Annotated in this window: 16 protein-coding genes; 8 read left to right on the top strand and 8 right to left on the bottom strand. The window is 46.7% G+C overall.

What is annotated here, in order from left to right:
- Positions 1–98: 98 nt before the first annotated feature.
- Both ACJJI8_RS17905 and ACJJI8_RS17900 read right to left on the bottom strand, forming a co-directional pair.
- Complete coding sequence (locus tag ACJJI8_RS17905; RefSeq protein WP_444933221.1) at positions 99–572, bottom strand: SRPBCC domain-containing protein; 474 nt, start codon at positions 570–572, stop codon at positions 99–101.
- Positions 573–778: 206 nt separating this feature from the next.
- On the bottom strand, positions 779–1,138 hold the full coding sequence (locus ACJJI8_RS17900; RefSeq protein ID WP_444913089.1) for an ArsR/SmtB family transcription factor: 360 nt from the start codon (positions 1,136–1,138) through the stop codon (positions 779–781).
- 288 nt (positions 1,139–1,426) lie between these two features.
- Here ACJJI8_RS17900 and ACJJI8_RS17895 point away from each other — a divergent pair, with 288 nt between their 5' ends.
- Complete coding sequence (locus tag ACJJI8_RS17895) at positions 1,427–1,912, top strand: SRPBCC family protein (protein ID WP_444933220.1); 486 nt, start codon at positions 1,427–1,429, stop codon at positions 1,910–1,912.
- A 21-nt stretch (positions 1,913–1,933) separates the two neighbouring features.
- Here ACJJI8_RS17895 and ACJJI8_RS17890 read toward each other — a convergent pair whose 3' ends face one another.
- Positions 1,934–2,791 carry an urea transporter gene (locus tag ACJJI8_RS17890; protein WP_444933219.1) on the bottom strand — a complete coding sequence of 286 codons (858 nt, stop codon included), beginning with the start codon at positions 2,789–2,791 and terminating at the stop codon, positions 1,934–1,936.
- A gap of 35 nt (positions 2,792–2,826) precedes the next feature.
- Positions 2,827–3,965, bottom strand: a protein-coding gene (locus ACJJI8_RS17885; protein WP_444933218.1) for an IS3 family transposase whose coding sequence is annotated in 2 segments (ribosomal slippage) — positions 2,827–3,716 and positions 3,716–3,965 — 1,140 coding nt in all. Because the reading frame shifts where the segments join, the coding sequence is not laid out codon by codon here.
- Between the two features lie 509 nt (positions 3,966–4,474).
- Between ACJJI8_RS17885 and ACJJI8_RS17880 the strand changes: the two genes are divergently transcribed.
- The 6 genes from ACJJI8_RS17880 to ACJJI8_RS17855 all read left to right on the top strand — a co-directional run bounded on the left by ACJJI8_RS17880 (position 4,475) and on the right by ACJJI8_RS17855 (position 8,843).
- Complete coding sequence (locus ACJJI8_RS17880) at positions 4,475–4,843, top strand: putative quinol monooxygenase (protein ID WP_108733199.1); 369 nt, start codon at positions 4,475–4,477, stop codon at positions 4,841–4,843.
- Between the two features lie 367 nt (positions 4,844–5,210).
- On the top strand, positions 5,211–5,699 hold the full coding sequence (locus tag ACJJI8_RS17875) for a hypothetical protein (RefSeq protein WP_444933217.1): 489 nt from the start codon (positions 5,211–5,213) through the stop codon (positions 5,697–5,699).
- 283 nt (positions 5,700–5,982) lie between these two features.
- Positions 5,983–6,393: a thioredoxin family protein gene (locus ACJJI8_RS17870; RefSeq protein WP_444913085.1), complete on the top strand. Its 411-nt coding sequence runs from the start codon at positions 5,983–5,985 to the stop codon at positions 6,391–6,393.
- Positions 6,386–7,087, top strand: a complete 702-nt coding sequence (locus ACJJI8_RS17865) for a cytochrome c biogenesis CcdA family protein (protein ID WP_444933216.1) — start codon at positions 6,386–6,388, stop codon at positions 7,085–7,087. The genes ACJJI8_RS17870 and ACJJI8_RS17865 overlap by 8 nt, the downstream gene beginning before the upstream one ends.
- Positions 7,088–7,246: 159 nt before the next feature.
- Positions 7,247–8,161, top strand: a complete 915-nt coding sequence (locus ACJJI8_RS17860; RefSeq protein WP_444933215.1) for an SMP-30/gluconolactonase/LRE family protein — start codon at positions 7,247–7,249, stop codon at positions 8,159–8,161.
- 112 nt (positions 8,162–8,273) lie between these two features.
- Positions 8,274–8,843, top strand: a complete 570-nt coding sequence (locus ACJJI8_RS17855; RefSeq protein WP_444927832.1) for a carboxymuconolactone decarboxylase family protein — start codon at positions 8,274–8,276, stop codon at positions 8,841–8,843.
- Positions 8,844–9,095: 252 nt separating this feature from the next.
- Here ACJJI8_RS17855 and ACJJI8_RS17850 read toward each other — a convergent pair whose 3' ends face one another.
- The 3 genes from ACJJI8_RS17850 to ACJJI8_RS17840 are packed head-to-tail and all read right to left on the bottom strand — an operon-like array spanning position 9,096 to position 11,295.
- The gene (locus tag ACJJI8_RS17850) at positions 9,096–10,679 is read right to left on the bottom strand and encodes a PepSY-associated TM helix domain-containing protein (protein ID WP_444933214.1); all 1,584 of its coding nucleotides are present in this window, start codon (positions 10,677–10,679) and stop codon (positions 9,096–9,098) included.
- A 21-nt stretch (positions 10,680–10,700) separates the two neighbouring features.
- On the bottom strand, positions 10,701–10,973 hold the full coding sequence (locus ACJJI8_RS17845) for a hypothetical protein (protein WP_108733205.1): 273 nt from the start codon (positions 10,971–10,973) through the stop codon (positions 10,701–10,703).
- 4 nt (positions 10,974–10,977) lie between these two features.
- The gene (locus ACJJI8_RS17840; RefSeq protein ID WP_413661967.1) at positions 10,978–11,295 is read right to left on the bottom strand and encodes a hypothetical protein; all 318 of its coding nucleotides are present in this window, start codon (positions 11,293–11,295) and stop codon (positions 10,978–10,980) included.
- 196 nt (positions 11,296–11,491) lie between these two features.
- On the opposite strand from ACJJI8_RS17840, the gene ACJJI8_RS17835 reads away from it, so the two are divergent.
- Positions 11,492–12,076 (top strand): hypothetical protein, encoded by a 585-nt coding sequence (locus tag ACJJI8_RS17835; protein WP_444933213.1) that lies wholly within the window; start codon positions 11,492–11,494, stop codon positions 12,074–12,076.
- Positions 12,077–12,424: 348 nt separating this feature from the next.
- Here the strand turns inward: ACJJI8_RS17835 and ACJJI8_RS17830 are convergent, their stop codons facing one another.
- Positions 12,425–13,051 carry a LysE family translocator gene (locus tag ACJJI8_RS17830; RefSeq protein WP_444933212.1) on the bottom strand — a complete coding sequence of 209 codons (627 nt, stop codon included), beginning with the start codon at positions 13,049–13,051 and terminating at the stop codon, positions 12,425–12,427.
- Positions 13,052–13,099 lie beyond the last annotated feature (48 nt).

The raw sequence follows: 13,099 nt of genomic DNA, 5'->3' as shown, positions 1-13,099 counted from the left end.
TCCCTGTTGGTTCTATTGGCCCAAATGATGCTGCGGGTTGTACTTGGACTGTTACTCAATGGCTATTGAAGCCCGAAGAGAAGCAATATTGCCCTTTTCTATTCGGCTTCTACTTTTCTTGCTTCCATGTATGCAGTCAGATTAGAAAGAGCGCACTGCCACCCATTGCGAGTTTCCTCGATTATTCCCGAGCCGACCAGGGAGGTGATTTGTATCGTTACCTTGAGTTCTGTCACGCTTTCACTATTGCCGATCTCCACGCTAATCAAAGAGATACTCAGTGGAGAGCCATCCGTAGTTACACGTTCGGTGAACAACAACCGGTGCGGCCTTCTGATTTCGTAATAGTGTGTTTCAACTCGGAATCGCAGATCGCTACTTTGACCGCATCGATATACGTCAATGCCTCCTTCGCGAAAGTCATTTTCGAGAAATTCGATTGTTTCATCTTCTGAGGGAGGCCCCCATATCGAGCGGGCTTGCGGGTCTTCCCATACGGAAAATACCCGCTCTCTCGGTGCTTTGATCCTTCTACTGATCGATATGGTGTCGTGGGATAAATCTTGGCTCATGCGAATCCCTCTGCGATGTTTGCAAAGCGTGAACAGCCGAGTGCAAAAAATAACGATAGTTAGCTTTTTGGATAACTATAGTTAACAGTAATTGTTAGGTCAATGGATAACCGGCGAATGGCTCCGTGCGGTTAAAACTTCAACTCTAGGTGGGATGGAGGGCGAGAAATTGGCTTATGCCTATGGGATCCGTATTGTTAGGGCATCTACCCCTTTTGTACTAAGTCATCCTGCTCTTCTGCATCAAGCGTTTCGACATAGCTCGCCATCCGAGCCATCCGGCTTTCCCATATGGCCGTTTGTGTATTGATCCATTTTTGTGCCGCTGTCAGTTGCTTGGGTTTTATCTCACAGGTTCGCACGCGACCGGTTTTCTTGGAGCGAATCAAGCCCGCATCCTCCAGCACACCAATATGCTTCATGAACGAAGGGAGTGCCATCTCAAATGGTTCTGCGAGCTCGGTGACCGACGCTGGTCCGCTTATCAAATGCTGAATGACAGCGCGTCGTGTTGGATCAGCCAGAGCTTGGAAAACAGTATTCAGGTTGTCGTGATTTTCTTCCATCTGAATAAGTATATCGGTGAAAAATTGTTAGGCAATGGCTATTAGGTGTAGCTACGTATTAAAAGCAGCTTAAGGTTGCTTGGAAACCGCTCATTCAATCATTCGATTAGCCTTGCCGCCTCAACGATAATGGATATGCTCTAGAGCGTCTGCAAGCGATGGTTTGGCTCCCTACTATGATCATAGAATCAGGTGGAGTCGATTAAATGGTGTTATAGGACAAAGATAAAATGTTTCAGTGTTAACAGGCTGCTGGAACCCCCTTACTTAAAAGAATAAGGTGCAACAGTGATCGATTTTACATATCAAAAGGATGTTCGAACCGAACCGATCTCTTATACAGTCCGGGCAGTGCCAGAGAAGGTCTTTGATGCCTGGATCATACCCAACATGGTTGAAAAATGGTGGGGGCCTGACAATTTCACGACACGTGTACTCAACCTCACCGCCAAGGTTGGTGGGTGCTTTGCTTTTGAGATGACTGCTCCAAACGGCAGTTCCTGCATTATGTCTGGTGTGTATCGCAGCGTTGACAGGCCAAAGCGATTAGTTTTTGAAGTCCACGAGCATTGCAATCTTAATCTGCCAAACAGCACCGAGCCGCAAGAGAATGCATCTTTGGTCGAAGTTGTTTTTAGGGGCAGTGAGCTTGGTACCATCGTTACTCTGACACATACGCTTCTCAACACTGACTATGCAAAACTGGCAAAAGTCAGTTGGACTCAATCAATTCGTCAAATGGAAGCTGTACTTACCGAATCTTTCACGAGCTAGTGTTTTCTCTAATGGGCTGGATTAATGAGTTAATGTAAGTTTTCTTTGGATCAACAATATAATCCAGCTAGCGATAACAAATGGTGCGGTTAATACAATAATATCAGCGCTCATAAAAGCCATTGCGATTGGAACGGTTAGTATGCTCCCTGCAATTGGGGCTAGCCATCGCTTACGACCATTTGATAATGCAATAGCGCTCAAAGATGCATTGTAACCGAAGAGCCCGGCAAGAATTAATGTGGGTGATAATGCCAGGAACATGGCCAGTGATGTGGCCAGCATTCCACCAATAATACTCCAAAACGCATGAGATTTATTCGAGATAAAAATCCCAATTAAAAAACAAATACCTGTAATGGCATTGTTCTGAAAGATGATTTGACCAATACCTTCGAATATCCCCCAGGTTGAGGTGTTTTCGTTAACGAATGCTGCAGTTGGCGCTAGATCTAGTGCTGGAGCCAATATCCATATAGCCCATATCACCAGAATGTAGGGTGCAGTATAAGGCGGAAGGACAAAATGAAGCAGCATAAAGCGCATAATTAAGACTGTTAAAGCACTTCCACCGACAATCAATAAAAAAGTCATTAGGGATGGAGCATATAATAAGAATATGACTACACCGATCAAAGCTCCATTGTACCCAAATAGTCCATCCTCAATTTGTTTTACGGGATAATTAAGAATATTTGCACAGGCAGTTGAGGTGATAACCCCAATTGCGACCCCTATAGACATGGCAATAGAGTTAACTGTTACTCCGAGTATGAATAGAAAGCCACTCAAGGCGTTTCTTTGCAGGATGACCTGGCTAATTCCTCTGAAGAGACTGACAAGACAATTTCTGAGTTTTGTAGTTATTGGCTTTGTCATAGTATTGTTGTGGTCAACTCCAGCCGGACACTTCTTTAAGCACATTCCTCAAATTCGATAGGGGCTAGATCTCCCAGTGTTGTATGTATTCTGCGTGAGTTGTAATAAGCAATATAGGCTCTTACATCTGCTACCGCATCCTCCCTTGTCGGATAGAGGTTTCCCGTTAACCACTCCCGCTTCAGGCTGCTGAAGAAACGTTCAGTCGGTGCGTTGTCCCAACAATTTCCCTTACGGCTCATTGAACACACCATCCCCTGCTGACTCAATAACATTTGGTAGGTATGGCTGGCATACTGACTGCCACGATCAGAGTGATGCAGGAGACCTTTTGGGGGCGTACGCAAATTGACAGCCATCATCAACGCACGAGTTACCAGGGCCGTTTCCATCTTGCGATCTAGATGCCAACCAACAATCCGGCGCGAATAGAGATCAATCACTACCGCCAAGTACAGCCAGCCCTGCGAAGTCCAAATATATGTAATATCAGTCGTCCAAACTTGATTTTTAGCACTCGGTGAGAACTCCCTATTTAGAAGGTTCTCTGCGACCGGCAGGTGATGTTTACTGTCTGTCGTCAGTGTAAATCGCTTCTTGCGCTTTACTGCCAAGCCTAGCTTTTTCATGAGCTTGCGGACTCGATAGCGCCCGACTTCAAAGCCTTCTTTACGTAACAGCTTCATTAACCGACGACTTCCGAGACTCTGTCTAGATTCTGCAAATAGGGCCTTCAAACGATGGCATAGTTGCCATGTTTGAGCATCTATTGAGCTATTACCACGGCAACACCAATCGTAATAACTAGTCTTACTTACCTGCATTACCCGGCAGAGCACCCTAACAGGAAAGCTGCCTTGCTGTTTTTCAATAAAGCTGTACTTTATTTCATTTCTTTCGCAAAGAAGGCGCTGGCCTTTTTTAGGATTTCTTTCTCCATCCGCAACTGCTTATTTTCACGTCGTAATCGCTCTAATTCTGCGCGCTCGCCTACACCCAACCTCACACCGTCTTCTTCCTGCTCCTGTTCCTTTATCCAGCGTCGCAGGTTATTGGCTGTTGTTCCTACAGCCTCTGCTGCTTTAGAAATTGAATACCCTTGCTCAGAGACTAGCGCTACGGCGTCTTTCTTAAATTCCGGCTTGAAATACCGACGTGTACCTTTTGTTGTCATACTTCACCTCGCTTGGTAGTTTTACCATCTTAGCGAAGTGTCCGGAAGGATTAGACCACTACATATCTCTATTACAGCCTTAATTCGAATTAGTTAGTGTGGATGCCAGATTTTGAGCCAAGTGAAATTAGAATATATTGTGTATGAGATTAGCAAAGGGGTTATCCATTATCTTTCTTAACCTGAATAAGTTGTAATAGACCCTGCCCGCTCACTTATTCACGGCCATAAATATACTTAGGTTATCCAGGATAAGCCATGAGCAATAAACAGTTACCAGGTAAGCGGATCTTTTTCGATATATTGTAGTGCTACTTAGTTGACTGTCACGTTCTGACCAGAAGCCTGTAGTCTGCTTTAACTTATTAAATTTTCTTCATACCTGTGATTGAATGTGCTTCCCCAAAAACCATCTACAATTCAACACACCACTTAAGCGCCGTGGGTAGTACTTTAAGCTATTCCGGTGTATATGGTTAAACGATACTTTCGGTAGTGAGGTAGCAAGCATGTTTAACAATGTAGGTTGGATTATCGAGGGAAAGATAAGAAAGGGACATGAAGCGGAGTTCAAAGCTGTTGTGAATGAGATGGTCGCAGCAACTAAGAAAGAAGGTGGAACCCTGAACTACCAGTATTACGTAACCGATGATGGAAACGTGCTTATCTATGAGCATTTCAAGGATTCCAAGTCCGCTCATAAGCATATTGACTCGTGGGACAACTTTGCCGATCGTTGGATAGCGGCTGCTGAACCGACTCGCTTAGTCCACCTGGGAGATATGCCACAAGATCTTCGGGAGCGTCACTCAGGCCTGCAATCAACTCTATACCACCCTTACGCTGGATTTGAACGTTCAGGTGGTAAGGCTCACTAACCTTTAAGCGAAGAAAGTAAAGGTGTAAGACTTTCACCAGTTGAGTTGATTACTACATGTTTCAAGACAACTGGTGAAGGTTGGGTACCCTTTCATTTATAAAAAGTTACTCCAGCAGCTTCATGGAATCCCATATTTCTCAGCCAATCGATCGATTTCTGCTTGTGATCTGGAATTATCTGGACACTTCGCACCAAACCATGGGTTTAGATCACTGTCTGTATTTGTAGCAGGTAGCTCTTTAACATCAAAACAGCGGTCTCCAACTTGAACAAAGGTTCCTGTCGAGGTCTGGTTTCTGTTTTCTGTAGGCTGATATCGACGGACTTTGTTGCGTTCCCTGGCTATTTTTCTCTCAAGAGCGGGATTGAATACAGTCGGTTGTCGCCCTGACCTTGGCACAGTTGGGAAATCCCCGGAATGGGGCCTTGCCTCTAATGCTCCTTCCAATTTGGGTGGTGGCTCTTCTATTTTGGCTGGCTTCACCTTATTCAAACTATCAGGTATTGGCGGGCTAGTAACGGTTACTGCATCTGTCGGAGCGGTATCCTGCTCTGATACTACGCTCGGTTCTTCAGCAGTTGGCGGAGACGTAGAAGGCAGAGGAGTAAATGGGGCCAGTAAATTGACTTCTAGCGACGTGTTGGTCCTAGGAGTTGGACCTGGAGCGATTGATACTGGAACAACTATCAGTGCTATATGGGTTCCAATAGCAATAAGTACTGAGACTGCAAAGCGCCAATTTTGGGTGGTTTTGATGTTGGAGAGTGAAGGTGTCGCCGTATTAAAACCCATCTACTTCGTAGACCATATCTCAATAGACCTGGCCAAAATCCTTTTCCGAAAAACTCTGTGATTAGTGCGATAACAGGTAGGACTCCCACAGATCTTATAAGTTCTTTGGAGGCTCCAACTTCACCTGGTTGTTACTTTATGACAGTGAGGCCATCACCCTTCTCCATCTCGATGCCTAGCCTTCTTCGCTCCTGAATACACAGAGAGTCGGCCCAGGGTTCCTAGTCGAACAAATCCTCGTAGCCTTACTGTAAGAATTTGCACTCCAGTACGACCAAGATGGGTATCTAAACAGATTGTCTTCAAATTAGGGCTTATACCCTGCCACTAAGGATATGGATTGTATGAAATTTATCCGCTTAGCTCTTCGCACCTTGATCGCCGCTACATTAGTTTTTTCTATGCCATTCGCTCTAGCATCAGAGCCATTTTCCGAAGAACGATTCAAGGAGTTACAAGCCGCCAAACGATCCATTTTGATCGATGTGAGAGCAGATTGGTGCCCAACCTGTAAAAAGCAGGGCGAGATTCTGGCGCAGTTTCAGAGGGACAATGCCCAGTGTGGCCTTACGATCCTGAATGTGGATTTCGACTCCCAGAAAAAGTGGGTTAAGCACTTCCGCGCTCCTCGGCAATCAACGCTACTACTGTTTAATGGGGAGCAACAGGTGTGGTTCAGTGTTGCCGAAACTCGTGCCGATGTAATTCAGCAGAATATCTTCGATTCAGTTAAGGCTTGCACTGACAATGCTTGAGCTTAGCGCCATCCCCCTGGCTTTGATCGCGGGTACTCTCAGTATTCTCTCTCCCTGCGTTTGGCCATTGGTGCCAATGGTTGTCGGGGCTTCTAATAGTGCCGGGCGCTGGGGGCCGTACGCGTTAGCTATTGGGCTGAGCTTGTCATTTGCATTGGCTGGTACTGTGCTGAGCTTTCTATTGGTCTCCTTAGGATTAGACCCAGAACTCTTCCGCTATATTGCCGCGATAATGTTAGTGGCGGTTGCACTTGTCTTGTTGATCAAACCACTTTCCGATTGGCTTACCTTACGCTTATCAAAAATCACCGCAGGGGCGAGCATTACCGGTGATGGAGCTTGGGCTGGGCAGTTTGGTATTGGCTTCCTTACCGGAATCATCTGGCTGCCATGTATTGGCCCTACCCTGGGTGCCGCTATAGCACTGGCTTCCATGGGCCAACAATTGGGGCAGTCATTTATGGTGATGTTTGCTTTCGGACTAGGTACCGGTACAGCGCTTTTAGTGGCTGGGATGCTATCGAAGCAGATTTATACTCGACTGTCACCATCAGTTGGGGCTTTCGCGATTGGAGGCAAAACAGTACTAGGTCTTATACTATTACTACTCGGGGTACTGGTCTTGAGTGGGCTTGATAAGGTAATGGAAGCCTGGGCTTTGAATTGGATTCCCGAGTGGACTTTCAGTTTTTGATGGTCTTTTAGTGGCAAGCCAAGCCATATTGGTTTTTATGGGCCGGGTATTCTTATTCGGCCTTCTTAACTTGGAATCACAAAATTAGCCTTACGACTCAATAGGTACTCGCCCCCTTCATCAGCGTGAATGCGCACTTTTCATATTGGAGGATTTACGGTGGTAGAAATCGAGTGCCTATGGGAGTGCAATGATGGATTGGGTGAGACACCGATTTGGTCAGCGGAAGACAAGTCTATTTATTGGGCTGATCACGTTAACCCCGAACCTGATCCCACTGATGCCCGGCCTCCATCCATAAGAAGTTTCAATATCGAAACAGGCGAACGCAAGACCTGGGAGATGCCTGAACAAATAGGCTCCTTTGGCTTCCGCCGTGGAGGCGGAATGATCGGAGGTGGATGCTCCGGTTTCTTTGCGATCGACTTGGAAAACAGACGTGTCGATACAATCGTTAATCCTGAACCCGGTAGGCCTCACAGTCGTTTGAATGATGGCAAAGTGGACCGTTATGGGCGTTTCTGGTGCGGCAGTATGGATGTTCGTTTTAAAGACAAATCTTCCTATCTCTATTGTTTGGAGCCCGATCTAACCTACCGAAAGGCCGATAAGGATTTTCGCTTTGTTGTAGCCAACGGCATTGCTTTTGACCCTGAAGATACGCGAATGTACTTCGGGGATACCTTTGGACATATGGTTTACGTATTCGATCTGGATATCAGTGACGGCCGGATTAGCAACCGGCGCCCTTTCTTTTCCATAGAAGACCGACAACCAGGAATTGTCGACGGTGCAACGGTAGATACGGAGGGGTTTTACTGGTTTGCGTTGAATCTTGGGGGCAAAATCTTGCGAGTAGATCCCAAAGGAAGGCTTGATAGAGAAATCGACCTGCCGATTCGCAGTCCTACCTACATCGCTTTTGGCGGTAATAATTATGAGACACTGTTTGTCACATCTCAGCAGTCATTCCTTACTAAAGAGGAACTGGCTCGACATCCTCAACCGGGCTGTATCTTAGCCGTTCACGGGCTTGGAGTTCAGGGGCTCCCTGAGCCAAAGTTCGGCAGTTAATCTGCTGTTGAATGCAACTCTTCAAACAGGCATCCCGAATCTTGCGTTCTGTCGGGCTAGAATCTTTGTATGTGATAAATCTGAATCGCCAATTGGACAAGAGAGGTGTCAGTTGCGTATCCCTGCCATCCCACCAGAAGAACTTAGCGAAGAACAGAAACCTCTTTACGAAGATATGAGTAATGAGATGAAGGGGTATTTCACAGGTTTCATCAAGAAGCGTAAGGATGGCGCTTTACTGGGGCCCTGGGCACCAGCACTGCAATATCCCAGGTTTGGAAAGCCCTGGTGGGACAATATCAAGGCTATTGCAGATAAACCCACGCTTCCTAAGGCTGCTCGGGAGGTTGCGATTCTAATCACCGCAGCTCATTTTAAAGCGGGTTATGAGCTGTACTCCCATACGGTTATTGGTGAGAAAAGTGAGTTGGCAAGGAGCAAAATTGCCACTATCGCAGCGGGCCAGCGTCCGATAGACCTAACTTTTGAGGAAACCGCTGCTTATGATGTCGCCGCATCACTTGCAGCTGGAGGCCGCCTGCCAAAGGCTACTTGGGAGATGGCCGTGAGTGCTTTCGGTAACGAGGGTGCCGCCGAACTGGTCTTTCTCGTGGCTGGCTATCATCAGGTCTCTGCCATTTTAAATGGTTTTGATATTTCCATACCTGGCGACGGGAGTTAGGGAGCGTCTCGGTTCGGGAGGGGGCAAGAATGTTCTGGATTTATCCAGCCCAACGACACACTCATCCTATATGTAAGTTGTGAAAAAAGTAGCGTCCTCTGAATGCTTGAAAGTAAATACCACTCTCTTCGAGAGTAATTGAGTGGAAGGTAAAGTGTGTAGTTGGGATAGGTTGCAGCGCCCTATTCCAGTGCTGTACTGATTCTATAAAGTTTACGAGATGGCATTCGCCATCTCGCAGGAAATAGCCCGTTATTGTGCGGCAACAGCTTGGGGTATATCTGCAGGCTGCTTTAACTGGGATACCTGTCTATAGATATATCTGCTCGAATAGAGGCAAATGACACCCATTACCAGGGCGCCCAGGTCAGTGAAGACTACTGGCAAAGTGACGGACTTCCAGGGGACCAGCAGACCATTTCCAGTTACCAGCGCATTCAGCAGCGGGATGCCGCACAGCAGCAAGCCTGCACAAAGTGAGAGATCTGCTAATGCAGGTTTTATCTGGCGGCGCAACATCGCCCAGGCTATGGCCACTCCCCATACAGATAGATACACCATTTCAATCCAGTGAAAGCGCTGATCGCCACCACTACCGGGAGGTAACAGCTTATTGGCATAGAAAGTGGCCGCGGTGGCGACAACCAAACCGGCACAAACCCCTACCGTGAGCAAACTGAGGAACCAGCCGGAACCTCGGGTATTAATATCACCAGAGGGGAGCTTTTGCCTCTGTGCCTTGCGAACCTGCCAGATAACGGTGCCCGTTACCATCATCAAACACAATGCCAATCCCAACACAAAGTACAGGGCTTTTATCAGGAAGCCACCGTAGAGTGCGTAGTGAAGTGGAGTCAGTGAAAAATATACCCGCATAAACGGACCTGAATCCTTCACTGGGTTATTGATATTAACTACTTCGCCATCTTCACTGCGGTATTTGACATCTACAAAGCGCACCAGCGCCTCGTTTGTTTGGCCCGAGACTTGGACAACCTGATTGCGATCCCCGTAGGCCTCCACATAAATGGCTTTGGGTTTCGCATTAGGCACTTGGTCCTGGTAGCGTAGCAGTATTTGGTTATAGCTACTGGACAGCAAAGGCTCGCCAGTTATCTCAGGATGTTCCCCCACTACCGAGGCGACTGCAGCTTCCACATTACCTTCAAAAGCAGAAAATGCAGCAACCTGGATCATAATGCCATTCAGGCCAAGTATTGCGCCGGTAAAAGCAATCACTATATGGAACGGTAGCGGCCAGACCCCTAATACTTTGTGCAGGTCTGTCCATTTGAGCCGCCTGCTGCGATCCACACGGAATTTAAACATCTCTTTAAAAATTTTCTTGTGAATGATGATGCCACTTAATATGGAGAGCAGCATCACCAAGCCCATCAGTCCAACCAGGTAGCGTCCGAAAGGCCTGGGAAACAGTAGGTCAGTGTGCATATACGTCAATAGCTCAGCGAAATCAGAGCCGCTGGGCGGCAGCACTTCACCGGTATTGGGGTTTATATGGCGTACCTCGGTTTCCTCACTTTCAGCATCAGTCCAGAGCACCTCCAGCATAGGATGGTAGTAGTCTGGCATTGAGATCATAAAAAAGCTGTCCTCACCGATATTTGCCTCGGCGAGCACCGGAGCGACCAGTTGATCTACATCCACAGGCGCTTCAGCATCGAAGGCAATACGATGCTCGGGGCGTTCCCATTGGGTCAGCTCGTGGCCAAATAGTGCGACCACGCCGGAAAAGGAAATTACGAATAGCAGAATAGAAAATAACACCCCAATCCAGGAGTGAATTTCGTAAAAAAGGATATTGCTACGCTGTTGCATTTAAGTTGGCTAGACCGAAAATTATAAAAAAGAAAGAGCGCTTAGTCCGAGCATGACCAGCAACAGGGACAGTAGGTATGCCGCTGCGCGCCAAGTGGAGGCGGCGAGTAACCCCATACTCATATACCCGACCCATAAAAGTGTCGATAACATAGATCCCGCTGCCATCCGTTCTGTTGGCTCGGCGGACGGCCAGTAAATCGACAACATCACCGTGCTGGAAAACATCAAGATAATGCTCAGCACAATGGTCAGGGCGACCTGTTGCCAACTGATTTTTATTGAAGCAGCCATAGAGTTATCCGATAGTCAGAAGAGCCTGCTCTAATACCAACAAGCCCACTACTGACAGCGGAAAATGGCGAAGCAGCCAATTAGGTTTGATTGGGGCGAGCAGTGCTTGTAATAAAGCGCAGAACATCGCGACACAAAGCCAAATGGGTATCCCTACCTCCCAACCATATAGGAATCCATAAGGAATTGAACTCACCGGAAGCACCCACCAGGCAATTCTTTGTAAGCGCTTAAAACTACTGAGCTGTAGATCTTTATGTCTGGTTACAAAAATAAGTAGTACAGCCAAATAAGTAAGTAGGAAAGCCACCAGGTTAGACATTGAAGTTTTCCAGCCTTCTTTGCTTAGAGGTCGCGGATTTTTTGAACATTGCGCTTATTCTTTACAGAAATGGAGTTTCGTAGTTGCAAATATTGCCTTCAATACTGGGAAGCTTTGTATTTAGCGATCTACCGGGTTTAAATTTAAGTCACAAATAATAATCATTATCAGTTGTAGTCTATCTTAAGATACATGTTTGTTCAATTGGCTTGAAAATGCAGACAGACTGGAAGGTAGCAAGGAAGAGGTGCTAAGTTCTTTTACCTTTCTTCCATATCTTAACGTTCTTATCATGTGGATTATTGACTTCGAAGCCAGTGGCTTATCCAAGCAGAGTTACCCTATAGAAGTTGGCCTCTGCTCTGAAACAGTGGAATACCAGGCGCTAATAAAACCAATGCCACACTGGTCTTATTGGTCCGATGATGCTGAATCGATACATAACATTTCCCAATCAAAGCTGGAATCCAAGGGTATTTATCCAACTACAGTGGCTTATAGCCTAAACAGGATTCTTTCAGGCCAAGTTGTCTATTGTGATGCCCTGCACTGGGACAGTTTTTGGTGCAATGCCCTTTTTTCTGATACTGGCATTCATCAGGAGTTTGAACTCAGGGATATTCAGGAGCTAATTGGTGGCTCTGAAAATCACCTAAGAGCATTCATTAATGAGCGCGAAAAGCTGGAGGACTCTGACAAATTCACAGTTCATCGAGCACTGGATGATGCAAAAATAATCAGGAAGGCACTAGAAGTAGCATTAGCAGGCCGACATGAGTGAGTAGCTTTAGAGCTAAGTAAAACGGTCGTCCTCCTTAGACTAACTAACAGAGAGCAGTAATTAGGGAGCCTCTGAGTAACTCCGTGATACCTCTGGCATGCAGAGCGGTTCACAATCAAGGCGCGGCTTCGCAGGAATGTCTAGACCTTTCAAGAAGTCGCAACGCGGAGTGTGAATCGCTCTGCAAGCCCCGAAGGGCGGGCCTTGAAGGCCACAGCTGCTGCGTTGCAGCTCTTGCAAAGAGCTACGGCCATTCGCGGCGAGCTGCGCCTAACATCTGCAGCCTTCAAGACCCGCAGAGGCATTACGGAGTTACTCAGAGGCTCCTTACTGCACCTAGTGGAGGCACTAACTCTTTGCCGCAATAAAAACACCACTTCCTATAAGTAAAGCCCCAGAGCCGTATTTTAGAGCCGGGGTCTTTCCTGATTGGCTGATTGTTGACCGTGCCTTGCAGGCAAGGTACGCATAACCGGCCATCACACTGCCTACGGCTAGCGTTGCAATTGCAAATATAATTGCAATGTCCAAAGAAGCAACGCGAGTTAGATCGAGGAAGGCTGGAAAGAAGCTTACGTAGAAAAGAATAGCTTTCGGATTACCCAGCGTGGTGACTAAGCCCAGTAGAAAACTTGAAAAGCTGCTATGGGAGTGGCTTGTTGCTATTTGGTTTTGGTCGACTTGTCTTTTCTTTGCTGAGAGAAAGAGACTCACTCCCAGCCAGATAAGATAGGCGGCTCCAGCATATTTAATAACGATGAATAAGCTCCCCAAGGTTTCGGCTAGCGTTGCTAGGCCAAGCAGGGCTAACAAAATAAAGAAATAATCACCTACAACAATTCCCACTACTGTAATTAACCCCTGGCGCAAGCCGAGTGTCACTGACCGGGAAACAACAGCTAATACTCCTGGCCCAGGTATCAGTGCTAGAACTAGCATTGAAATGAACAGAGCTAAGGATGTGGAGATTGTCATGAGGTACTCAGTAATTTTTAACTATTTTGAGTATTGATTCTATATGTT

Source organism: Microbulbifer maximicatervae (SeqCode), assembly GCF_052467695.1.
This window is presented reverse-complemented; position numbering and strand designations above follow the sequence as displayed.